The sequence below is a fragment of the Sorangium sp. So ce394 genome (genome assembly GCF_051474665.1).
In the GTDB taxonomy this organism is placed as follows: Bacteria; Myxococcota_A; Polyangia; order Polyangiales; family Polyangiaceae; genus Sorangium; species Sorangium cellulosum_D.
Genome location: NZ_CP150339.1, coordinates 9,116,365 through 9,137,027 on the forward strand (window position 1 = coordinate 9,116,365; position 20,663 = coordinate 9,137,027).

A 20,663-nucleotide genomic window follows, 5' to 3' on the forward strand; every position below is an offset into this window, starting at 1 on the left:
AGCGTTCGCGAGATCTCACTCGCTGCAGGAGCTCAGGCACTCGAAATACGGGCTGCAGTCCTCATCCCCCTCGCAGTCCGTGGCGGCGGCCTCGTAGCAGGGAGCGTCCGCCTCGAGCTCGTTCAGACACATCACGCAGTCGGGGTTCGTCACGTCCGTCATGCCACCTTCGTCGGAGCAGGAGTCGGTCGTGGCATCGGTCGTGTCGCACACGTCGGCGCACGGCGAATCCGCCGCACAGCCACACTGAGAGAAGATGTAACCCGTGATGAGCGCGCTCTCGTCCGGGAGCTCCGTATCGCAGCAGGTCTGACAGTCGTCCGCGGCCTCCTCGGCGCACACACCGGCGCCGCCCTCGCCGCCCGTACCGCCTTCACCGCCGGTCCCCGACGTGGTGGTCGTCGTGGTGGTCCCCGCGCCGCCCTCGCCGCCGGTGCCGCCCTCGCCGCCGTCGCCGCTGCCGTCGGTGACCGTACAGGCCGCCATCGCACACACGCTGACCAGGATCGCCGCAAAGTTGAGAGCTTTCATCCCTGAATCCTCCGACAAGAAGAGTTGCGCTGCTCATGGGGAAGGACGCGTCGGGCGACGCCGCCCGGCAGCCCTTCCTGTGCACTTCAGCGCCGCCGTTGGCGCCGGGTTCTGTTCCTACACCAGAAATTTACGCGATGGTATCCGCTGCGTGCTCACACCTGCGCCCTGGGGGCGCCACCTGGCGGCCTTTCGGAGGGCACGCGCCTCCGCGAGACGCGCCCGCCATGGCGTGTGCGCGATCAAACATCAGTGAATTTGTGAAGCAGGAGCAGACCTTACCACGGACGCGATGCGCGGGATCGAGCGCGCTGCGCGGATAACCTGCTCTCCGGGACCGCGGCGAGACGCACCACGAGCGGAGGCGGGCTCAGCGGCTCAGGCGACGACATGAGGCGGTAGAGCTCGCCCGTGCGACATCGCCCTACAGGCGAGCGGACGGGGGAGTCAGCCCTGTTGATGCAAGCGGTGCGGCTTCTGGACGACCGCGCGGCTCAGCCGGGCTGAGCCGCGCGCTCCAGAGCGTCGGCGCGACGCCTCGGCAGCTTGCTTTGCGCTCCGACGAAGCGCTTTGAGCTCCCACGAAGCAGGGAGTTCGCGGGCGCCTCGGGGGCGCGCGGCGCTACGAGCCGCCCGTCGCGCGCCGCATGGCGCAGTCGAGATCGCCCTTGCAGGGATCGCTCGCCGCGCGCGCGCCGCCCTGGCTCGGCGGGGCGGCGCCGCCGCCGGCCGGTCCGCTGCTCTCGGCGCGCCTCGCCGCCGCCTTGCCCGCGCCTCCCGGGGCAGCGGGCCGGGCCTTCGCGCCGCGCGCGGTGCGCTCGTTCGCCTTGTCGCCGCGCTTCGGCGAGGTCGCCGCCTCGCGCTCGGCCTGGGCCTTCGCCTCCACCTTCGGCAGGCGCGAGAGCGCCGCGCTCGCCGCGGAGCGCACCCCGGGCTGCGCGGCCGCGCGCAGCGCCTCGCGCGGGGCGCCGAGCCACACCGCGCTCGCCACGACCGCGGCGCCCGCGAGGCCCATGACCCCATACCGCGCGCCCGCCGCCCGCCGCGCGCGCGGCGGACGCAGATCGACGGGGACCTCGGAGGGCACCGGCGTGAGATCGGGTGGCCTGAACGCCGGCTGCTCCGGCCCGCCGAACGGGAAGAGATCCAGATAGCTGCTGCGCTGCTGATCATCGCCGGCGGCCAGCCCCTGGATATCCACCATCCCGGAGCCCTTTGGCCCCTGATCGCCCCGCGCGCCCGCTGGCTTCGCGGCGGCGGCCTCCACCGCGAGCAGCGCGCTCAAAGAGATCACCACCGAGTTCTCGTCCCGCGGCCCGGCCGCCGCGCCGTCCGGCGCAGCATCGCCGCTCGAGGATCGCTTATCCGCATCACCGGACATGGATTTCGTGCTTCCCATACGCTCCACCCCGCCTGCCCTCCGTGTCGTCCGAGCACAGGGCGCAGACAGCATCCACCAATTTACGTGGACTCCTCCGCTCTTGATACAAGTTTTTCGCTGCACTGGAGAGCGCACCTCCTCGCAACAGCGCCGGAGCGCTCAGCGCTCGTGCGCGCCGAGGACAGAGCGCCCCACACCGGTTCGGCGCCAGCGACACCGGCGCGGCGGGTCGGACGTCGGGCCGGCGCTCCGTCTGCTCGGCCGCGCGGGCGCCTGGCGCGGCTCCGCCTGCGCGCGCCGCCCCGCCGCCCGCGGCGTTCCGCCCGCGCATCGCCGCGGCGCTGTCGAGACTCGCTTTGTGATCGGGGACCCCGATTGACGCTGCGGAAAGCGCACCTCGTCCCCCGGCCGGTCGACATTTCATCTCGACGAAACCTCGAGGAAACATAGCGCTCGGCATAAGACATCTCACCACGACGTCGTGTCGCTGGCCCCTGTCCGAGGGCCGAGCCTCGCTGTGCGGGGCGGTCCTTCGGTGTCCGGCCGGGAGTCTCCAGTTGCCGACTCCCGAGCTTCCCAACGGCTCTTGTGCAGTCGGTTCGCCGCGCCGCGTCGATGCAGGGCATCGAACGCGCACCGGCACCCAAGGAGGATGCGTTGAATATGTTCACGTCTGGGCTAAGCGTCGAGGAGCGGCCGGCGGCGGGCTCCTTTCGGCGGCGGTCGCTCTGCGTCGCGGCGGCGGCCCTCGCCGGCGCGGCCTTGCTCTCCGCCTGCGGCAACGAGGGCAAGGAGGGGCCGGCGCCGGGGGCTTCGCCCGGGGCGGCGCCCGCCTCGGACAGCGCCACCATCAAGGTCGGCGTGCTCCACTCGCTGAGCGGCACCATGTCGATCAGCGAGGTGGCCGTCAAGGACGCGACGATCCTCGCGATCGAGGAGATCAACAAGGCGGGCGGCGTGCTCGGCAAGCAGCTCACGCCGGTGATCGAGGACGGCGCCAGCGACTGGCCCACGTTCAACGAGAAGGCCAGGAAGCTCGTCCAGCAGGACGGCGTCGCGGTCGTGTTCGGCGGCTGGACCAGCGCCAGCCGCAAGGCGATGCTGCCCTCGTTCGAGGAGCTGAACGGCCTGCTCTTCTACCCGGTCCAGTACGAGGGCCTGGAGCAGTCGCCCAACATCTTCTACACCGGCGCCGAGCCGAGCCAGCAGATCGTCCCCGCGGTCGACTACCTGCTCGAGAAGGGCAAGAAGCGCATCTACCTGCTCGGCTCGGACTACGTCTTTCCGCGCACGGCGAACAAGATCATCAAGGCCCAGCTCGCGGCGAAGGGCGGCGAGCTCGCCGGCGAGGAGTACCTGCCGCTCGGCGGGACCGAGGTCAGCACGATCATCAGCAAGATCGGCGCGGCCAAGCCGGACGCGATCTTCAACACGCTGAACGGCGACAGCAACGTGGCGTTCTTCAAGCAGTTCAAGGACGCCGGCTACACCGCCGACAAGGTGCCGGTCCTCTCGGTGAGCGTCGCCGAGGAAGAGGTGCGCGGCATCGGCGCCGACAACATCGCCGGACACCTCGTCTCGTGGAACTACTACCAGACCACGGACACCCCGGAGAACAAGAAGTTCGTCGAGGCGTACAAGGCCAAGTACGGCGCCGCGCGCGTCACGGACGACCCCATCGAGGCGGGCTACTTCGGGGTCTACCTCTGGAAGATGGCCGTCGAGAAGGCGAAGTCGACCGAGGTCGCCAAGGTGAAGGAGGCGGTGAACGCCGGAGGCATCGAGTACGCCGCGCCCGAGGGGCTCGTCCGGCTCGACGGGAAGAACCAGCACACGTGGAAGACGGTGCGCATCGGCAAGGTCCGGCAGGACGGCCTCATCGACGAGGTCTGGAGCACGGGCAAGCCGATCCAGCCGGATCCGTACCTCACCGCATACCCCTGGGCGAAGGAGCTCGCCGCGAAGTAGCGCGGCCGGCCGCGCGGAGCGCACAGGGGGGCTCGCCGTGGTCCCCGCTGTGCCTCTGCGGCTCGAACCTCTCTTGCGCGGCGTCTCGACCGCTTCGGTGCTCTAGCATGAACGAAGTTCTCCTCCACGCCTTCAACGGCCTGAGCCTGGGCTCGATCCTCCTGCTCATCTCGATGGGCCTCGCGTTCTCGTTCGGGCTGATGAACGTGATCAACATGGCCCACGGCGAGTTCATCATGGCGGGGGCCTACACGACGTACGTCGTCGGGCAGCACCTCGCGCCGCTCGTCGGGGGGACGGACGCCGGGCTCTGGTTCCTGCTCGCGCTGCCGGCCTCGTTCCTCGTGGCTGGCGTGCTCGGGCTCGTGCTCGAGCTCTCGATCGTGCGCTTCCTCTACGGCAGGCCGCTCGACACGCTGCTCGCCACGTGGGGGGTCGGCCTCGTGCTGCAGCAGGCCGCGCGCAGCCTGTTCGGCGCGTCCAACGTGCAGGTCTCGAGCCCGTCGTGGCTGAGCGGCGGCGTCGCGCTCTCGGGCGGGGTGCAGCTGCCTTACAAGCGCGTCTTCCTGATCGCCCTCGTGATCGCGTGCATCGCCGCCGTCTACACGTACCTGCACCGCTCCGCGGGCGGCAGGCGCCTCAGGGCGGTGATGCAGAACCGGGAGATGGCCTCGTGCCTCGGCGTCCGCACGCGCCGGGTCGACGCCGCGACGTTCGCGCTCGGCGCGGGGCTCGCCGGGATCGCCGGGTGCGCGCTGACGCAGCTCGGCTCGATCGGCCCGTCGCTCGGGACGAACTACATCGTCGACGCCTTCATGGTGGTCATCCTCGGCGGCCTCGGGCGGCTGCCCGGGACGGCCATCGCGGCGCTGGTCATCGGCGTCGCGAACACGCTGCTCGAGCTGTCGACGACGGCCTCGCTCGGCAAGGCGCTCGTGTTCGCGCTGGTGATCGCCTTCCTGCAGTGGCGGCCGACAGGCCTGCTCGCCCTGCGCACCCGATAGGAGAGGACACGGACATGGCCCCTCGAGACTCCGCCCTTCGCACCTTCCTATGGACCTGGGGAGCGCCCCTCGCCGTGGCGTTGCCGCTCCTCGTCGCGCCGCTCGTGCTCTCCGACTTCCGGCTGAACCTGCTCGGCAAGTTCCTCACGTTCGCCATCGTCGCCCTCGGCCTCGACCTCATCTGGGGCTACGGCGGGATGCTGAGCCTCGGACAGGGGCTCTTCTTCGGCCTGGGCGGCTACGCGATGGCGATGTACCTGAAGCTGGAGACGTCAAGCTCGCGCCTCCCCGACTTCATGAGCTGGAGCGGCCTCGAGGCGCTCCCGCTCTTCTGGGAGCCGTTCCGCTCGCCGGTCGTGGCCCTCTGCGCCGTGGTCCTCGCGCCGATGGCGATCGCGGCCGCGGTGGGCTACCTCGTCTTCCGGAGCCGCGTCCAGGGGGTGTATTTCTCGCTGATCACCCAGGGGCTCACGCTGATCGCGTCGATCCTCTTCGTCGGCCAGCAGGCGATCACGGGCGGCACGAACGGGATCACGAACCTGAAGACGATCTTCGGCTTCGCGCGGGGGGCCGCCTCGACGCAGACGGTGCTCTACTTCGTGACGCTCTTCTGCCTGGGGGCGCTGTATCTCCTGTGCCGGCGGCTCACCCAGTCGCGCTTCGGGCGCCTGCTCGTGGCGACGCGCGACGACGAGAACCGGGTGCGCTTCCTCGGCTACAACCCGGTCACGCTGAAGACGCTGGTGTTCGCGCTGTCGGCGGGCATGGCCGGCATCGCCGGCGCGCTCTTCGTCTGCCAGGTCGGCCTCATCTCGCCGTCCTCGATGGGCGTGATGCCGTCGGTCGAGATGGTGACGTGGGTGGCGGTCGGCGGGCGCGGCACGCTGATCGGCGCGGTGGTCGGGGCGATCCTGGTGAGCCTGGGCAAGAGCGCGCTGAGCGAGTCGTACCCCGAGGTGTGGCAGCTCGGCTTCGGCGCGCTCTTCGCGGCGTCGGTCATGCTGCTCCCGACGGGCATCGCCGGCTTCCTGCGCCGCCACGCGTCGCGGCTCGCGCGCCGCGACGCGGGCGGCGCGCCGGCGGGCACGCGTGAGGCCGCCGTCGACGGGCCGGTGGGCGTCGGCGACGTGGAGGCGCGCTCCGAGGCGCCCGCGACGTCCGGGCGCTGAGGGGAGGAAGCGGACATGAGCGGAGATGAGTGCGAGAGCGAGCAGAGGAGCGATGGGATGAGCCGCGGCAACATCGTCGAGGTCCAGCAGGTGACGGTGAGCTTCGACGGCTTCAAGGTGCTGGACGGGCTCGACTTCTCCATCCAGCGCGGGGAGCTCAGGTTCCTCATCGGGCCGAACGGCGCCGGGAAGACGACGTTGCTCGACATCCTCACCGGGAAGACGAAGCCGTCGAGCGGGCGCGTGGTGTTCCACGGAGGTGGGGAGTCGGGGCGAGAGGCGGTCGAGGCGCACCGGCTCCCGGAGCACGCCCTGGTCCGGCTCGGGATCGGGCGGAAGTTCCAGACGCCGGCGGTGTTCGGCAGCCTCACGGTGCTCGAGAACCTCGAGGCGGCGATGGGCTTCCGGGAGAGCGCGCCGGGGCTCCTCCGCGGGCTGTCCGCGGAGCAGGAGAAGGAGATCGCCGAGGCGCTCGATCGGATCGGGCTCCGGCGGCGCGCCGACGTGCGGGCCGCGGTGCTCGCGCACGGGGAGCGGCAGTGGCTGGAGATCGGCATGCTGCTCGTGCAGCAGCCGAAGCTGCTCCTGCTGGATGAGCCGGTGGCGGGGATGACCCGGCGCGAGCGTGATCGCACCGGGGAGCTCGTCCAGGAGATCGCGAAGGAGCGGTCGGTGCTGGTCGTGGAGCACGACATGGAGTTCGTCCGGCGGTACGCGAGCACGGTGACGGTGCTGCACGCCGGCAGGAGGCTGTGCGAGGGGCCGGTCGAGGAGGTCCAGCGCGACGCGAAGGTGATCGAGGTCTACCTCGGTCGGGCGCACGACGCGGGGGGCGCGCGCGGCGGCGCTCGGGCCGCGGTCGCGGCGGAGGAGCGGTAGAGAGATGCTGGTGGTCGAGGATCTCGCGGTCTATTACGAGGAGAGCTGCATCCTGTCGCAGGTCAGCCTGGATGTCGCGCCCGGCCGGGTCTCGTGCCTCCTGGGGCGCAACGGGGTCGGCAAGACGACGCTGCTCAAGGCGATCATGGGCGTGCTCAAGCCGCGGCGCGGGAAGGTGGCGCTCGACGGGGCGGATCTCACCTCGAGGTCGCCGAGCGACAGGGCGCGCGCGGGGATCGGCTATGTGCCGCAGGGGCGCGGGATTTTCCCGTACCTGACGGTGCGAGAGAACCTGCTCATGGGCTTCGAGGCCAAGAGCGACGCCACGCCGAGCCCGGCGGCGCTCGAAGAGATGATGTCCATGTTCCCCATCCTCAAGAAGTTCCAGGCGCGTGCGGCGGGGACGCTGAGCGGCGGGCAGCAACAGCAGCTCTCGCTCGCGCGCGTGCTGCTGCGGCAGCCGAAGCTCCTCCTCTTGGATGAGCCGACGGAGGGGATCCAGCCGTCGATCATGCAGGAGATCGGGGAGGTGATCAAAGAGCTCGGGAAGAAGGGCGACATGGCGATCCTGCTCGTGGAGCAGTTCTTGGATTTCGCGCTCTCGACGGCGAGCGAGTACTTCATCATGGATAACGGGGGGATCGTGCGGCGGGGGAGCGTGGCGGAGTTCAACGACGAGATCGCGAGGGAGTTTCTGGCGGTGTGAGGGGCGCGCAGGCGCGGTTCGGGACCGCTCCTCGGTCCTGCGGCGCAGCCGCTCGCTGAGCCAGGCGCGGGCGCGCGGCGGTGGACAGCGCCCGCGCGGCGGCTGTAGGAGTAACCATGCTCAGCAGGCGCGCGGGATGGGTATGGGCGGCGCCGGCCGTCCTGGCCAGCGGTTGTACGGCGCTCCTGGGGCTCGACAAGGACTATCACCCGCTCGACGGCGCGGGCGGCGACACCGGCTCGAGCGGCGGCGACGCCGGCTCCGGCGGCGACGGCGCGAGCTCGGGCCGCGGTGGCGCCGGTCATGGCGGCGGCGGTCCCGGAGAGTGCACCCCCGACGACGCGCGGTGCTCGGACAACCTGCTCGCGCGGTGCAACGACGCCGGCCAGTGGGGCGCCCCGGAGCCGTGTCCCGCGGAGGCGCCCGTGTGCCGCGGGACGGCGTGCACGACCCCCCCGAGCTGCGACGGTCTGCCATCGACGTGCGGCCCCGGCGCGACCGAGGGCTGCTGCGCGAGCGCGGTGGTGCCCGGGGGGACCTTCAACCGCGGCAACGATCCCGCATCCCCGGCGACGGTAAGCGACCTCCGGCTCGATCGCTTCGAGGTGACGGTGGGGCGGTTCCGGAGGTTCGTGGCGGCATACCCCGGGAGCCAGCCCGCGGCCGACGCGGGGGCGCACCCGGGCATCCCGGGGAGCGGGTGGAACCCGGCCTGGAACGGCGAGCTGCCCGCGGACGCGGCGGCGCTGCGCGCCTCGGTGATGTGCAATCCGGACAACCCGGACATGCGGACGTGGACGGAGGAGGCAGGCGCCCAGGAGCACCTGCCGATGAACTGCGTGAGCTGGTACGTCGCCTTCGCGTTCTGCGCGTGGGACGGGGGCCGCCTCCCGACCGAGGCCGAATGGAACTACGCTGCGGCCGGAGGGGGCGAGCAGCGGCAGTATCCGTGGTCGAATCCACCGGAGTCGACGACCATCGACGCCAGCTACGCGTCCTACGATTGCAGGGAGAGCGCGGCGCCAGGCTGCACGTTCCAGAGCGACTTCAGCGACATCGTGCCCGTCGGATCCCGCTCGCCGAAGGGCGACGGGCGGTGGACGCAGGCGGATCTCGGCGGGAGCATGCGGGAGTGGACGCTGGATGGATATGGGACCTATCCGGCGGAGTGCGTCGATTGCGCGAACCTGACGGACACCTCGAACCGGGTGGTCCGCGGCGGGAGCAGCTTCGGCGCGCCGAGCTACCTGCTGACGTCCGCGCGGGTCAGCGTCGCGCCGTCGGCCCCGTACTACAGCCTCGGCATGCGGTGCGCGAGGAGGCCGTAGGCGCCGCGCTCAGCCGAAGAAGTCGAACGCCGTCCCGGCTCCCCTCTCGCGCGCGGCGGCGTAGATGACGCGCGCGAGCGCCACGTCCTGGATCGCGAGGCCGGTCGAGTCGAACACCGTGATGGCCGCGTCGCCGCGCCCCACCAGCTTGCCCGCGACCACCTCGCCGAGCGTCCCCTGGATGTGCTCGCGGTGCATGGCGCCCTCGTGCAGCGGCACGTTGACCTCGCCGCTCTCGGTCGCCTGCGCCCAGTCGTCGATGATCACGCGCGCCTCCCGGAGGATCTCCGGATCGAGCTCCTGCTTGCCGGGCGCGTCGGCGCCCATCGCGTTGATGTGCGCCCCCGGGCGGACCCACGCGCGCCGCACGACCGGCGCGCGCGCGGGCGTGGAGGTGCAGAGGATGTCGCAGCCGGAGGCCTCCTCCACCGAGACGGCGCGCCCGCCCGCCTCGGCCGCGAACCGCTCGCTCGCCTCGCGCGACGCGTCGGCGGCGAGCACCTCCAGCCGATCGCCGTAGACGACGCGGTGGGCGTCGAGCAGGAAGCGCGCCTGCACGCCGCAGCCGATGAAGCCGAGCGTCCTCGCGCTCTGCCGCGCGAGGTGCTTCGACGCGATCGCCGCGGCCGCGCCGGTCCGTACCGCCGTGAGACGGGTCGCATCCATCACGGCGAGGGGCACCGCCGTGGCGGGATCGCTGAGGATGTACAGCCCCATGACGGACGGCAGGCCGAAGCGCGCCGGGTTCTTCGGGTGCGAATTGACCCACTTCACCCCGGCCGCCCCTTCGGCGTAGGCCGGCATCGCACGGAGGTCGCCGTCGTGGGCAGGCAGCCCCAGGTACACCTTCGGCGGCATCGCGGCCTCGCCGCGGCCGTACGCCGCGAACGCCGCCTCCACGGCGGCGATCGCCGCGTCCATCGCGAGGAGGGAGACCACATCGGACTGGGAGAGGAGCAATGTTTTCTCGGGCTTCATCCGATGCGACCGTACGCGACGCCGAACGCGAACGCACGCGTTCCCACGTGCGGACCGGTGTGCGCGCATGCTCCGCCCGCCGCCTCGGTGGGCGCTCTTTTCGCGAAAGGGACGGCTGTCCCGCTCGGATCCGGCGGCCGAGAGCGGCAGTCACGGAGCGCCGGCGACATGAACCGGGGGGTTGGCAGGCCACGCCGTTGCGCTGAAGATGGCGTAGCTGCGCCGTGGGGTGGGGTGCACCCCGCGTCTCGATGATCTCTCTTGTGGTGGAGCGGGTGGATGAACGTACGACTCGTTGCAGGTCTCTTTGTGCTCGCGCTCTCGGCGACCGCCGGATGCGGTGATGATGGAGGCGAAGGGGGCAAGGGCGGAGCCGGCGGCGCTGGCGGCGCCGGCGTCACGGGCAGCGGCGCCGGCGCATCGGGCGCGACCAGCACGAGCAGCAGCGGCGGCGCCGAGCCCACCGGCACCGGCGGCGCCGGCGGCGCCGAGCCCACCGGCACCGGCGGCTCGGGCGGCGCCGAGCCTACCGGCACCGGCGGCACCGGCGGCACCGGCGGCACCGGCGGCGCCGAGCCCACCGGCACCGGCGGCGGTGGAGGGACGCCCGTCAACTACGGCGCGGCGTGCACCTACGACGCGGCGTGCGACGGAGAGTACTGCATCAGGGAGATCGACTGGGGCTGGCCGTCCGGTGCCTGTGCGGGCCTCTGCGATCCCATCGTGGGCGCCTGCGACGACGGCGGCGTCTGCGTCGATTTCGGCGATCTGGGCCTGTGCATCCGTCGCTGCACCACGACCGACGAGTGCCGCGACGGCTACACGTGCAGCGACATCGGCGGCGAGATCACGGCGTGCATCCCGGCGTGCACCGAGAACGCGCAGTGCGCGGAGCTCGGCCTGTGCGACAGGTTCGACGGTCTCTGCAAGCTCGGCGAGCTCGATTGCTCCGACGGCGAGGACGACGAGGGCGACGGCCAGGTCGACTGCGCGGACAGCGACTGCGCCGCGACCTGCCGTCCGCTCGTCGACGCCGCCTGCGCGGGCGCTGCGCCGGTGACGACGACGATCGAGGGCGACACGTCGAGCGGCACGCGCGTGCTCCATGGCAGCTGCACCGGCGCCGGGCCGGAGAAGATCCACGTGTTCACGCCGCCCGCCGGCCAGTCGGGCACGCTCCTCGTCGTGCTCCAGTCGGAGAGCAACCACGGCCTCTATACCCGCACGGCATGCGCGGACGCGTCCACCGAGAGCGCGTGCGAGGATGAGCACGCCGCCTCGGGCGCCGAGCCCGACGAGGAGGAGCTCGAGGTCGTCGTGCACAAGGACCAGGCGGTGCCGATCGTCGTCGACGCCCGCACGCCCGCCGACGCGGGGCCATACACGCTGGATCTCGTGTTCTCGCCGGCCACCTGCGGCGATGGGATCGTCAGCAAGCCGGAGGAGTGCGACGACGGCAACACCGTCGCCGGCGACGGCTGCTCCGCCGCGTGCACCGTGGAGATCGACGACGTCTGCGCGGACGCGCCCGTGGCCGTCCTTGGGGGCAACGCGGGCGACACGACGGGCGGCACCGCAGTGTTCGAGGGCACCTGCACCGGCCGTGGTACGCCGGAGAGGCTCCACGCGTTCACGCCGCCGAGCGACGGCACGCTCAGGCTTGTGCTGTCCTCCGAGACCGATCAAGGCTTCTACGTGCGGACGGGCTGCTCGGGCCGCCAGCTCGCGTGCGTCGAGAGCGAGATCAGTGGCAGGGACGAGAGGCGCTCGATCGACGTCGAGGGCGGCGTGCCCCTGATCATCTTCGTCGAGGCGTACCGCCTGACAGACGTGGGGCCCTACTCGCTCCGCCTCTCCTTCACCCCCTCTCCCTGAGCTCTGACGCCGCGCGGCGCGGCGTAGCGCCCGCCGGGCGGGGGATGAGGTACGCTGCGCGCGTGCCTGCCACCCCTCCTTCAGCTCAGCCATGGCGCCGCGCGCGCCTGCTCGCCGCCGCGCTGCTCGCCGTGTGTGCCTGCCAGCCGGCCGCCGCGCCGCCGGCCCACACCTCCCAGGACGCCCCGCTGCACCCCGGCGCCGCGACGCCGTCGTCTCACGCCGCCGCCCCAGCGCCGCGGCCCGCGCCAGCGGCCGCGGGCGACAGCGCCGCGCAGCCCGCGCAGAAGGCCGCGGGCGATCGCGCGCCGGGGGCCGGCGCGGCGCGCGCATCGTCGCTCGACGGCAGGTCCCCCGTGGAGCTCGCGCCGCCGCCGTTCGGCCAGACGCTCGTCCGGCCCGCGCCGGCCGGAAGCTCCGCCGCCCCGCGCCTCGTGAAGATCGCCGAGCAGAAGAACAAGATCACGGACGAGGCGGCGTGGTTCACCGCGAACGGCCTGTCGCTGCCGACGCTGCAGGTGCCGAGCGCGGCCGCGGGCGAGGCGAGCGGCTCCCGTCCCCTCCCCTCCTTCGTCCCCGAGAGCTACCGCGATCAACCGCTCGTCAAGGCGATCGATCATGGCGACCACCTCGCCCTGTTCTACGGCCCGAGCTTCGCCGCGGAGCGCTTCGTCGCGATCCTCGACGCGGCGCACAGGGTCGTCGCCTTCTTCGATTTCGAGAGCTTCCTCGTGCCGCCCGAGATCGCCCCCAACGAGGACGAGTTCGTGCGGGGCCACGTCGGCTGGGCCGTGGTCAAGGACGGCGTGCTCTACGTCTCGTCGGGACACAGGACGTACGCGGCCTCCTCGAAGGGCAAGAACGCTTACCTGTCAGCCATCGATCTCGCCTCCGGGCAGCTCCTCTGGCAGAGCGCGCCGCTCGTCTGCAACGCGGAGAACTTCGTCCTGCGCGGAGATCATCTCCTCTGCGGTTACGGCTTCACGGCCGAGCCAGATTTCCTCTATGTCCTCGAGCGCGCCACCGGCAAGGTGGTCTCGAAGCTCTCGCTGAAGAGCGGGCCTGCGTTCCTCGTCGAGAAGGACCGCAAGCTCTTCGTCCGCACCTACGACACGGATTACGTCTTCGAGATCCGCTGAGCGGCGCTCGGGACGCGGCCGGCGCGCCTGCTGACGGCCGGCCCGATGCGCGGCCCCGCGCGCGCCGAGCTCGCCCTCGCGCCCGCTCCCCTGATGCCGCCCTGCGCCGGGGCGACGCGCCGTGCGCACCTGCTCCCGATCGGCACGGCTGCGGCGCGGCGGGCGAACCATCGAGTCGCTCGGCGTGGCCGAGGCCTGCCGCGGTGGCCAGGCCCCGCCGCCGGGAGCGGTCGAGCTCGCTCGGCTCGTGCTGCCTCGGTTTCCCGGACCGGACAGGCGCGCGGCATTCCGAGGAGATGTGACGGAACGACCCGAGACGCCCCGCGTGTCGCAAACTGCCCCAGAGGAGGACGCTCCGTCGCTCCTCGTCACGCTGCCCGCGCCAGCCTGGAGATCCACGACGGACGCAAGAACCTGCGCCTGTCGCGCAGAGCCTGCGCCGCCCTGACCCGGCCCGGCGCTGCTCGACCGCGGAGCTCGCCGCCCGCGGCTGCCGCACGCAGGAGCGACCATGGCAGCGAACTTGCTACCTGCTCACTTCAAGCACACACGAGGTGTTCATGGTCGCGAAGAACAACCACTCGGAAGCTGCGCCGCAGGCGAAGCAGAAGCATGCCGATGAGCTGCAGCGCGATTTGAACCCGAACCACATGGCCGGGCAGAACATCGGGGGCGGGCCTTCCACCCTGGATCCGAGCGTGAAGCTCGCGTCGGACATCATGGAGCTGACGCGCCAGCTTCAGGACTTCACCTCGGACGAGCTCCGGGAAATCCCGGTCCTGCCCGAGGGGGCCCGGCTGCTGCAGGACGCCGTCTACGTCGACCTGGCAGATCCGGAGCGGCGCGCGTTCCGGGCGACCGCGCCGATGCTCGCGAGGCCGGGACAGTACCTGGTGCCCACGTCAGACACCCCGCACATGTACTGAAATCGGCTGGTACGAATCAGCGATTCACATCGACTGCAGTGACGCGTCCCAGCGACGCAGGATGAAAGGAGCGAGCATGCAAGTGGAGCTCACCTTCCGACACATCGACAAAAGCCCCTCGCTCGAGGAGCTGATCCGGGAGCAAGCGAACAAGATCCAGCGGTTCAACGACCACATCAACAGCTGCGCCGTGGTCGTCGAGCGCGACCACGCGAGCCAGGGCACGGGCGGCGAGTACCGCGTGCGCGTCGATCTCCACGTCGCCGGCAAGCACGAGATCGTGAGCGAGGAGCGGGCCGCCAGGAACCTGCTGCCCACGGCGGTGCGCGACGTCTTCCAGCGCGCCGGCCGCCAGCTGAAGAAGCTCGCGAGCGAGCAGCGGAGCGAGGTGAAGTCCCACCCGGCGCAAGACACGGCAGGCGTCATTACCAAGCTGTTCAACGACTACGGGTTCATCACGACGATCGATGGTCGGGAGATCTATTTTCACGAGCGAAGCATCGTGTCGGCGCCGTTCTCCGAGCTGAAGATCGGCATGGGCGTCGCCTACACGGAAGAGGACGGCGACGAGGGGCCCCAGGCGAGCACGGTGCGGATCGTGGACGCGCGCGGCGGCAACCGCGGTCGCGAGGAGATCCCTACGCTCAGCTAGCCCCGAGCGAAGAGGTCGCGGGGCTCGTGCGCGCGGCGCGCGAGCCCCGCGCTCGCTCGCTCCCCCAGCGAGCGGCTATATCGTCGTACCGCGCGGCAACGGCGGGAGAGGCGCCGGCGGCGTCGGGTCCAGCGGGGGCTCGGCCGGCGGCGTCGCGATCTCCTCCTTCTCTTCCTGTCCAGGGACCGCGTCCCCGTCCCGGGGCGGATCGGGCTGCGGCTGCCCCCTGGGCTGCCGCATGACGCACTCCTCGCGCTGCCGCTCGAGCGCGTCGATCCGCTCGGAGGCCTCGTCGAGCTTGCGCTCGAGCCAGCCCACGCGCGCGGACTCACGCCGCAGCTCCGAGAGCGCCGTCCTGAGATCGTGATCCCTCGAGCGGAGGGCGGCCCTCGCCCGCTCGCGCTCGCTCTCGGCCTGATCGAGCCGCGCCGCCAGGCGCTCGCGGTCGCTCTCGAGGCCGGCGATCTCGCGCTCCAGCGCGCTCTTCGACTGCTCGTAGCGCGCGTCGGCCTCGGCCTTCGCGGCGGCCGCGGCCTGGGCCGCGCGCCTCGCCCGGAGCTCGGCGTTCTCGGCCAGGCGCTTTGCCTCGGTCATCGACTCCTTGGCAGAGTTGGCGCTCCTCGCGTCGTCGCTCGCCTTCATCGCCAGGGCGAGCGCCTCCTCGGTCGCGCGCTGCGCCTCGCTCATCTTCGCGAGCGCCTCCTGCGCCGAGGCGTTCGCGGCCGCCTCGAGGCGGCCGTGCTCGCGCGCGGCGCGCTCGGCGGCCTCCGCCGTCTTGCGCGCTCGCGTCGCGTGCATCCAGAACACGGTGGTCGTCGCGACCATCCCCATCAGGACGACCACGCCGAGGGCGAGCAGCACCCGCGTGAGGCGCTCGCGGCGCGCCTCCGCGGCGGCGGCCGCGTCGAGGAAGCTGCGCTCCAGGCCGGAGAGATCGTCGATGTCCCGGGCCCACGCGGACAGCTCGTGCAGCGCCTTTCCGCGCGGCAAGAGCCCCGGCGCCCTGCCGCCGGCGACCCACCTCGAGAGCGCCTCGTCGAGCTCCTTCTTCGCCCGGCCGAGCCGGTGAAGCGCGCTCGCCACCTCCGCCATGCGCGGCCGCGCCTCGGGATCGAACGCCAGCACCCGGTGGACGAGGGCGACGAGATCGGGCGGCGTGGCGGCGCTCATCGGGGGCGGCCACGCCGCGCTCGCCGCGTCGGGCGTCCGCCCCTCGAGCAGCTCATAGAGGATGACGCCGAGGGAGTAGACATCCGCCTTGACGTCGACGCTCCCGGAGTGGCGCTCCTGCTCTGGCGCCATGTAGCTCCTCGTCCCGAGGCCCCACACGCCCTCTTGCGTGAACGGCATCGTGGGCTGTCCTGCGCCCTCGCTCTGCGGCGCGAGCGCGCCGGGCTCGATCGACGCGCGCGACCCGCGCGCCGACGCGGAGGAGACCGCCTCGGCCGGGACCTCGACCGGCGCGGGGTTGATCGCGGGCCTGCCGATGCTCACGACGGGGAGGCTCCGGAGCGCGTCGTCCTCGTGGGCCTCGCCCTCCGGCGTGGCGCCCGCGCGGCCCAGCGCGCTCTCTGGCGTGGCGCTCGCGCCGCCCAGGGCGCTCGCTGGGCCGGCCGCGGCGCCCACCGTCAGCGCCGGCCGCGTCGAGAGCTCGGTGCGGATCGTGGGCACGGACGCGGGCGCCAGGGAGCCTCTCGCCTCGAGCTCCAGCACCTCGGGGAGACCCCCCCAGAGGACCTTCGCTATACCGAAATCGAGGATCTTGACGCGGCTGCCCCCGGGCGCGAGCTCGTCGTCGACCACCATGATGTTCTCCGGCTTCAGATCGCGGTGGACGACCTTGGACGCGTGGGCCGCGGCCATGGCCGACGCGATCTGGTAGCCGAGCCGCACCACCTGCCGCGGCCGATCCGCGGGCGGCACGGCCTGCACCCAGTCGCGCAGCCCCCGGCCGTCGAGGTACTCCATCACGATGTAGGGCGAGCCGTCCTCGAGCTCGCCGGAGTCGAAGACGCGGACGATTCCCGGGTGGTTGATGATGTTGACGGCGATCGCCTCCTGCCGGAAGCGGGCCACGACGTCCGGCCGTCGGGCATAGTCGCCGAGCAGCACCTTGATCGCCGCCCGCGCCCGCGTCTTCGGGTGCCGCGCCCGGAACACCCGCCCCATCCCGCCGCGGCCGAGCTCGCCCTCGATGAGCCAGCCGCGCAGGACGGCGGGGGACGGCGCGAGCTCGTCCTCGATGCGGTCGGACGTCGGACACGTCACCATGGCCCGACCATCCTGCACCTGCCCGCCCGGCGGCGGAAGCCCCGACGCGCGCCGGCGCGCCCGACGACTCGCCTGTGAGGCGGCGTCATGGTCGCGCCGGCGCGCGGGGCGCGGGTCATCCCGCGCTCGCGCAGTAGCCTGCCCACAGCTCCGGGATACGCCGCTCGCTGAGGCCCAGGACGGGCGCCGGGGGCAGCCACTTCGGCTTCACCGGGGCGCGGAGCAGCTTCATGCCGGCCTGCTCCGGCGTCCGGCCCCGCTTCATCGTGTTGCACGCGTAACACGAGGCCACGATGTTGTCCCAGACGGTCCTGCCGCCCTGCACGCGCGGGATGACGTGATCATAGTTGAGCTCGCGTGCCTCCTTCTTCACGCCGCAGTACTGGCAGCGGAAGCCATCGCGCAGCAGGACGTTGATCCTCGAGAACTTCACGCCGCGCTTCATCCCCAGCGTCGGTCGCTTCAGCCGCACCACCGCGGGCGCCTTGATGGAAAGCGACGGCGACCGGATGACGTCGTCGTACTCCTCGATGACCTCCACCTTGCCCAGGAAGCTCATCGTGACAGCGGTCTGCCACGGGATGACCTTATGGGGCACCATCCATGGCGTCAAAAGCAGCGTCTGCGCGGTCATGGCCCACCTCGTTATCGTCTCTTTCTCTTCATGATGTCGCTCCAGGTCACGTGCGTTCGGTGCCCGGGGAGGGAGTCGAACCCCCAGTAGGCTGGGTCTAAGCCAGCAGCGTTTGCCGTTTCGCCACCCGGGCAGGGTGTCACCGGTGGGACTCGAACCCACATACCCCGAAGGGCGCAGGATCTCAGCCTGCCACGTATGCCGTTCCGTCACGGTGACGTCCGCGCGCCGCGGTCTGGGTGAGAGGATTCGAACCTCCAGCCCCCGGCTCCCCGAGCCGGTGCTCTACCAGGTTGAGCCACACCCAGGGATCCCCGTCGCGCGTCGCGGCGAGGCTTCGCCTCCCGCGGTCTGGGTGGGGGGATTCGAACCCCCAGTCCCCGGCTCCCGAAGCCGGTGCTCTACCAGGTTGAGCCACACCCAGAAATCTGTCGTTGCGCTCAGGGATGGAGCGGTGGAGGAGAATCGAACTCCCGTCGCGAGCTTGGCACGCTCGCACTCTACCTTTGAGCTACCACCGCAGGTTACGACAAAAAAAGGAGGCGGGCCGCCGGGCGCCGCGCGCCCCGCACGAAGTGCGGCACGCCGGCCGGCGGCCCGCCTCGGCGACGAGACGAACGGACGGGCAAGGGACGCCGTGGGGGGCACACGTAACAGGTATGGTAACCCACGAGCTTCGGCCCGTCCGGTGGAGCAACGAGGGGTCGAACCTCGATCCCTGCCGTGCGAGGGCAGTGTTCTCCCGGTTGAACTATCACCCCGGACCAGCGATCACCGCGTCAGATCTTCATCGTCATCTCCTCGTGCATTCGACAGCTATCCGTCGGTTTCTATGGACCAAGCTCGCTCTTTTTGGAGGGAGCCGGACAATGAAGCAATCAAGCCATTTCGCAGGAGCTCCGGAGAGCTCCCGAGGCGCCCCCGAGGAGCATCGAACTCCCCTCACCTGATCGACAATCAGGCTGCTTCACCAGATGCATACGAGGGCAAAGCGGCGCCGCCGGCGGGACTCGAACCCGCGACATCCTAGGTTACGGTAACCGTCCTCCTTCGGCCCGGGTCGGGCAAGCGGGCGGAGAACGGAATAGGTGCTCTACCAGGCTGAGCTACAGCGGCAAGGTCGGGATCCGAGAACCGTCGTCCTTCGGCCCGGGTCGGGCAATGGAGCGAACGACGGAGGGCGGGATCCCGGCGCCCCCGGCGGGACTCGAACCCGCATCGACCGGCTTCGTAGGCCGGCCCCTATCCGATCGGGCTCGGGGGCAGCTCCTGGGAGCGGGACGCTGGAGTCGAACCACGAGAACTGTCCTTCGGCGGCCCGGGCGAGCCCGGGCAAAAGATGAAGAACAGGTGCCATCCATCATGGCGGCGTCCCGCAGGAGGGGCGCCCGCGCGGCGCCCCGGCGTCGGACGGACGGGCCGGCGGAGCCCGTCCGTCACGCTGTCTGTCACGAGACACCCCGGGTGAAATCCGCCATCACCTGGGGGGCCGCCCCGTCGAACCCCACGACATCGAGCATGCCGGGGTCCGTCGGGTCGGCGATCGAAAAGCCGGTCGACGTCAACCCGACGACGATCAGCTTCGCCGGTCGGCCCATCGCCTGCCGGTAGTCCCTGAGCGCCTGAAACGGGTGAACGCCGCCCGCCCAGGTCTCGTTGTCCGTGTAGATGACGAACGAATCGACCTCCACCCGGTTCCGCTTCGCCCAGATCATCGGCAGAGCGCAGTCGGTGCCGCCGAAGGGGAGGCCCTCCACCGCGCGCAGCACGTCGTCGAGCCGCTGCTCCGGCGAGATCGAGAGCGGCAAGAGGCCGGAGACTCCCCCGCCCCACTTGCCGCCGTACCCGCCCGACGCCGCCGAGAAGCCGACCACGCTGTACTCGCGCTCGATCCGCGCCGTCGCCATGGCCATGGCCGCGCTCGCCACGCGCGGCGTCAGGCCGGGGACGCCAGCGATAGAGCCGCTGGTCATGGATCCGGAGATGTCGAGCGCCAGGAGGTGCTTCTTCCTGGTCGGCTCGGCCGACCGGAACGCGAGGTAGAACGCCTCGTTCAGCGCGTCGACGATCTCGCGGACCGGGGTCCACGAGAGCGCGTTTTCGCGCCGGCGAGCGCGCTCGCCGTGGCCCTGCTCATAGATCTTGAGGGCCGAGAGCACGGCGACGGGGTGGACCCGCGCCGCTTTCAGGCGGTCGGCGTCGGTGAGCTGTTGCGCCACCCTGCGGGACGCGTCGCTCATGGGCGCGAGCAGGCCGATCGCGGTCATCTTCCCCAGGTTCCGGATGAGCGCCGTCTGGGGCATGTGCTCGAGCAGCGCCTCCCAGACCGCGGGGTCGTTCTTCCACTCGGTCTGGAGCATCTCGTGCGTGAAGCGATGCTGTCGGATCAGCGCCGTGACCTGCTTCCGGTTCGTCGCCGCGCGGAGCGACTCGAACGCGCGCACCGCGTCCGGCAGCTCCCCGAGGGGCAGCGCCTTGCCGCGCGCCGACTCCTTGCCGAGCGCCTCGATGCCGCCGACGATCCAGCGGTAAAGGGCGTCGTGCTGCGGGGTCGGCGCGACAGGATGCGCGAGCCGCAGGAGATCGCGGTGGCTGAAGCCGTCGCGCTGCTGGTACTTGATCGCCTGATACGCGACCTTCTCGACGGGCTTGCCGTTGTACCACGCAGCGACGGCGGACCGGAGCCCGCGGCCCCACTTGCGGAACCCCTGCACGTCGCGAGCGAAGTGGAAGAGGTCCGTCCCCGTGCGGCACACCTCGGGCAAGGCCGCGAGGGCGGCCTTCCGGGTCTCGAGCTTCGGGTCGGCGGAGGCCATGGCGAGCGCGAAGATCGCAGGCGCGTTCTTCGGCGCTCGCCCCGAGCCGCTGACATCGACGACGCGCCGCACGGCGCGGGGCCCATCCGCGGCGAGGCAGGCCTCGACGGCGCGGGCGTTCTCCACGGTGAGCTTCCGCTCGGTCGCGTAGTAGGTCCCCCCCTCCGCGCCGAGGATCAGCCAGCGGTCGAGCCTCGCCCACTCGTCCAGGGCGAAGGCGAAGCCACCGGCGCTGTTCTGCACCTGATCGGCGCGGGCCTTCCGCCGCTGCGGGGTGACCAGCGCGGCGAAGTGCTTCAGATAATTGGCCATGACACCACCTCCGGCCCGAGAGCCCGGGCAAAAGAGGACGGATAAGCGGCGCGCTCGGAGGATCTACCAAAGATAACCGAGCGCGATCGACCCG

The 20,663-nt window shown here is 71.4% G+C and carries 16 protein-coding genes and 9 tRNA genes; 10 read left to right on the top strand and 15 right to left on the bottom strand.

Translation table 11 applies throughout. The features are described from left to right. Positions 1 to 15: 15 nt before the first annotated feature. Positions 16 to 531 carry a hypothetical protein gene (locus tag WMF33_RS33420; RefSeq protein ID WP_437332432.1) on the bottom strand — a complete coding sequence of 172 codons (516 nt, stop codon included), beginning with the start codon at positions 529 to 531 and terminating at the stop codon, positions 16 to 18. 622 nt (positions 532 to 1,153) lie between these two features. Further along, positions 1,154 to 1,912 carry a hypothetical protein gene (locus tag WMF33_RS33425; RefSeq protein WP_437332433.1) on the bottom strand — a complete coding sequence of 253 codons (759 nt, stop codon included), beginning with the start codon at positions 1,910 to 1,912 and terminating at the stop codon, positions 1,154 to 1,156. Positions 1,913 to 2,575: 663 nt separating this feature from the next. Here WMF33_RS33425 and urtA point away from each other — a divergent pair. The 6 genes from urtA to WMF33_RS33455 all read left to right on the top strand — a co-directional run bounded on the left by urtA (position 2,576) and on the right by WMF33_RS33455 (position 8,966). Continuing rightward, positions 2,576 to 3,880, top strand: a complete 1,305-nt coding sequence (gene urtA, locus WMF33_RS33430) for an urea ABC transporter substrate-binding protein (RefSeq protein WP_437332434.1) — start codon at positions 2,576 to 2,578, stop codon at positions 3,878 to 3,880. A 107-nt stretch (positions 3,881 to 3,987) separates the two neighbouring features. After that, positions 3,988 to 4,884, top strand: a complete 897-nt coding sequence (gene urtB, locus WMF33_RS33435) for an urea ABC transporter permease subunit UrtB (protein ID WP_020738622.1) — start codon at positions 3,988 to 3,990, stop codon at positions 4,882 to 4,884. A 14-nt stretch (positions 4,885 to 4,898) separates the two neighbouring features. Continuing rightward, on the top strand, positions 4,899 to 6,053 hold the full coding sequence (gene urtC / locus WMF33_RS33440; protein WP_437332435.1) for an urea ABC transporter permease subunit UrtC: 1,155 nt from the start codon (positions 4,899 to 4,901) through the stop codon (positions 6,051 to 6,053). Between the two features lie 15 nt (positions 6,054 to 6,068). Then, positions 6,069 to 6,932 carry an urea ABC transporter ATP-binding protein UrtD gene (gene urtD / locus WMF33_RS33445; protein WP_437332436.1) on the top strand — a complete coding sequence of 288 codons (864 nt, stop codon included), beginning with the start codon at positions 6,069 to 6,071 and terminating at the stop codon, positions 6,930 to 6,932. Between the two features lie 4 nt (positions 6,933 to 6,936). Beyond that, the gene (gene urtE / locus WMF33_RS33450; RefSeq protein WP_437332437.1) at positions 6,937 to 7,638 is read left to right on the top strand and encodes an urea ABC transporter ATP-binding subunit UrtE; all 702 of its coding nucleotides are present in this window, start codon (positions 6,937 to 6,939) and stop codon (positions 7,636 to 7,638) included. A gap of 116 nt (positions 7,639 to 7,754) precedes the next feature. After that, complete coding sequence (locus WMF33_RS33455) at positions 7,755 to 8,966, top strand: formylglycine-generating enzyme family protein (protein WP_437332438.1); 1,212 nt, start codon at positions 7,755 to 7,757, stop codon at positions 8,964 to 8,966. A 9-nt stretch (positions 8,967 to 8,975) separates the two neighbouring features. On the opposite strand, the gene WMF33_RS33460 is transcribed toward WMF33_RS33455, so the two are convergent. After that, positions 8,976 to 9,944, bottom strand: a complete 969-nt coding sequence (locus WMF33_RS33460) for an ornithine cyclodeaminase family protein (protein WP_437332439.1) — start codon at positions 9,942 to 9,944, stop codon at positions 8,976 to 8,978. Between the two features lie 279 nt (positions 9,945 to 10,223). On the opposite strand from WMF33_RS33460, the gene WMF33_RS33465 reads away from it, so the two are divergent. From WMF33_RS33465 to WMF33_RS33480, 4 genes are all read left to right on the top strand, one after another. Continuing rightward, the gene (locus WMF33_RS33465) at positions 10,224 to 11,819 is read left to right on the top strand and encodes a DUF4215 domain-containing protein (protein WP_437332440.1); all 1,596 of its coding nucleotides are present in this window, start codon (positions 10,224 to 10,226) and stop codon (positions 11,817 to 11,819) included. 62 nt (positions 11,820 to 11,881) lie between these two features. After that, complete coding sequence (locus tag WMF33_RS33470) at positions 11,882 to 12,958, top strand: hypothetical protein (RefSeq protein ID WP_437332441.1); 1,077 nt, start codon at positions 11,882 to 11,884, stop codon at positions 12,956 to 12,958. A gap of 560 nt (positions 12,959 to 13,518) precedes the next feature. Next, positions 13,519 to 13,884 carry a hypothetical protein gene (locus tag WMF33_RS33475; RefSeq protein ID WP_437332442.1) on the top strand — a complete coding sequence of 122 codons (366 nt, stop codon included), beginning with the start codon at positions 13,519 to 13,521 and terminating at the stop codon, positions 13,882 to 13,884. Between the two features lie 76 nt (positions 13,885 to 13,960). Next, positions 13,961 to 14,536, top strand: a complete 576-nt coding sequence (locus WMF33_RS33480) for an HPF/RaiA family ribosome-associated protein (RefSeq protein WP_044986385.1) — start codon at positions 13,961 to 13,963, stop codon at positions 14,534 to 14,536. A gap of 75 nt (positions 14,537 to 14,611) precedes the next feature. On the opposite strand, the gene WMF33_RS33485 is transcribed toward WMF33_RS33480, so the two are convergent. From WMF33_RS33485 to WMF33_RS33540, 12 genes are all read right to left on the bottom strand, one after another. Beyond that, on the bottom strand, positions 14,612 to 16,807 hold the full coding sequence (locus WMF33_RS33485) for a protein kinase domain-containing protein (RefSeq protein WP_437332443.1): 2,196 nt from the start codon (positions 16,805 to 16,807) through the stop codon (positions 14,612 to 14,614). A gap of 115 nt (positions 16,808 to 16,922) precedes the next feature. After that, entirely contained in the window at positions 16,923 to 17,441 is a 519-nt protein-coding gene (locus WMF33_RS33490; RefSeq protein ID WP_437332444.1) for an HNH endonuclease, read from the bottom strand. Between the two features lie 60 nt (positions 17,442 to 17,501). Continuing rightward, positions 17,502 to 17,574: transfer RNA gene (locus tag WMF33_RS33495), tRNA-Leu, on the bottom strand. Positions 17,575 to 17,578: 4 nt separating this feature from the next. Further along, positions 17,579 to 17,660 (bottom strand) — tRNA-Leu (locus WMF33_RS33500). 15 nt (positions 17,661 to 17,675) lie between these two features. Next, positions 17,676 to 17,749 (bottom strand) — tRNA-Pro (locus tag WMF33_RS33505). A 42-nt stretch (positions 17,750 to 17,791) separates the two neighbouring features. Beyond that, positions 17,792 to 17,865 (bottom strand) — tRNA-Pro (locus WMF33_RS33510). A gap of 23 nt (positions 17,866 to 17,888) precedes the next feature. After that, positions 17,889 to 17,962, bottom strand: a tRNA-Gly gene (locus WMF33_RS33515). Positions 17,963 to 18,130: 168 nt separating this feature from the next. Then, positions 18,131 to 18,202, bottom strand: a tRNA-Ala gene (locus WMF33_RS33520). 155 nt (positions 18,203 to 18,357) lie between these two features. Then, positions 18,358 to 18,429: transfer RNA gene (locus WMF33_RS33525), tRNA-Asp, on the bottom strand. A gap of 7 nt (positions 18,430 to 18,436) precedes the next feature. Beyond that, positions 18,437 to 18,557, bottom strand: a tRNA-OTHER gene (locus WMF33_RS33530). A 76-nt stretch (positions 18,558 to 18,633) separates the two neighbouring features. Next, a tRNA-Arg gene (locus tag WMF33_RS33535) sits at positions 18,634 to 18,705 on the bottom strand. Positions 18,706 to 18,889: 184 nt separating this feature from the next. After that, positions 18,890 to 20,569 carry a TROVE domain-containing protein gene (locus tag WMF33_RS33540; RefSeq protein WP_437332445.1) on the bottom strand — a complete coding sequence of 560 codons (1,680 nt, stop codon included), beginning with the start codon at positions 20,567 to 20,569 and terminating at the stop codon, positions 18,890 to 18,892. Positions 20,570 to 20,663: the final 94 nt, after the last annotated feature.

What these genes read in the sequence shown, in the direction of transcription:
- WMF33_RS33420 (WP_437332432.1), bottom strand. Translation starts at nt 531, where the DNA reads ATGAAAGCTCTCAACTTTGCGGCGATCCTGGTCAGCGTGTGTGCGATG.
- urtC (WP_437332435.1), top strand. Translation starts at nt 4,899, where the DNA reads ATGGCCCCTCGAGACTCCGCCCTTCGCACCTTCCTATGGACCTGGGGA.
- urtD (WP_437332436.1), top strand. Translation starts at nt 6,069, where the DNA reads ATGAGCGGAGATGAGTGCGAGAGCGAGCAGAGGAGCGATGGGATGAGC.
- urtA (WP_437332434.1), top strand. Translation starts at nt 2,576, where the DNA reads ATGTTCACGTCTGGGCTAAGCGTCGAGGAGCGGCCGGCGGCGGGCTCC.
- WMF33_RS33480 (WP_044986385.1), top strand. Translation starts at nt 13,961, where the DNA reads ATGCAAGTGGAGCTCACCTTCCGACACATCGACAAAAGCCCCTCGCTC.
- WMF33_RS33425 (WP_437332433.1), bottom strand. Translation starts at nt 1,912, where the DNA reads ATGTCCGGTGATGCGGATAAGCGATCCTCGAGCGGCGATGCTGCGCCG.
- WMF33_RS33455 (WP_437332438.1), top strand. Translation starts at nt 7,755, where the DNA reads ATGCTCAGCAGGCGCGCGGGATGGGTATGGGCGGCGCCGGCCGTCCTG.
- WMF33_RS33460 (WP_437332439.1), bottom strand. Translation starts at nt 9,944, where the DNA reads ATGAAGCCCGAGAAAACATTGCTCCTCTCCCAGTCCGATGTGGTCTCC.
- WMF33_RS33490 (WP_437332444.1), bottom strand. Translation starts at nt 17,441, where the DNA reads ATGACCGCGCAGACGCTGCTTTTGACGCCATGGATGGTGCCCCATAAG.
- WMF33_RS33485 (WP_437332443.1), bottom strand. Translation starts at nt 16,807, where the DNA reads ATGGTGACGTGTCCGACGTCCGACCGCATCGAGGACGAGCTCGCGCCG.
- urtB (WP_020738622.1), top strand. Translation starts at nt 3,988, where the DNA reads ATGAACGAAGTTCTCCTCCACGCCTTCAACGGCCTGAGCCTGGGCTCG.
- WMF33_RS33465 (WP_437332440.1), top strand. Translation starts at nt 10,224, where the DNA reads ATGAACGTACGACTCGTTGCAGGTCTCTTTGTGCTCGCGCTCTCGGCG.
- WMF33_RS33475 (WP_437332442.1), top strand. Translation starts at nt 13,519, where the DNA reads ATGGTCGCGAAGAACAACCACTCGGAAGCTGCGCCGCAGGCGAAGCAG.
- urtE (WP_437332437.1), top strand. Translation starts at nt 6,937, where the DNA reads ATGCTGGTGGTCGAGGATCTCGCGGTCTATTACGAGGAGAGCTGCATC.
- WMF33_RS33540 (WP_437332445.1), bottom strand. Translation starts at nt 20,569, where the DNA reads ATGGCCAATTATCTGAAGCACTTCGCCGCGCTGGTCACCCCGCAGCGG.